The organism is Halomonas borealis (genome assembly GCF_004798905.1).
Taxonomy (GTDB): Bacteria; Pseudomonadota; Gammaproteobacteria; order Pseudomonadales; family Halomonadaceae; genus Halomonas; species Halomonas borealis.
Genome location: NZ_SDMO01000028.1, coordinates 1 through 488 on the forward strand (window position 1 = coordinate 1; position 488 = coordinate 488).

The following is a 488-nucleotide window of genomic DNA, read 5'->3' on the forward strand; positions in this document are numbered from 1 at the left end:
GGGCTGGTCGCATCCACAGTGAAGTCGATGTTGTTGGAAGCCACCGAGCTGTTGCCGGCGTCATCGGTGATTACCGCTTCGACACTGTAATCGCCGTCTACCAGCGAATCGCTGGGGATCACCACCGTGGCGCTGTCATTGGTGACGTCCTCAGGCGTGACGGTGTAGGTCTCGTCCTCGGCCCCATCGATGCTCAGCGTGATGGTGTCGCCGGCCTGGGTGCCGGCGGTCAGGCCAACGCTGGCCTGCACGCCATCGGCTAGCTCGTCGGCATTGATGGCGCCGTCAGCGGCCTCAGCAATCGCCAGCGTCGGAGCGTCGTTACCGTCATCACCGCCCGGGCTGGTCGCATCCACAGTGAAGTCGATGTTGTTGGAAGCCACCGAGCTGTTGCCGGCGTCATCGGTGATTACCGCTTCGACACTGTAATCGCCGTCTACCAGCGAATCGCTGGGGATCACCACCGTGGCGCTGTCATTGGTGACGTC

The 488-nt window shown here is 62.7% G+C and carries 1 protein-coding gene; it reads right to left on the reverse strand.

Going from position 1 to position 488, the window contains the following annotated elements:
- Window positions 1-488, reverse strand: a 488-nt coding sequence (locus ETC07_RS14965) for an Ig-like domain-containing protein (protein WP_205742561.1), incomplete at both ends; no start/stop codon positions are given.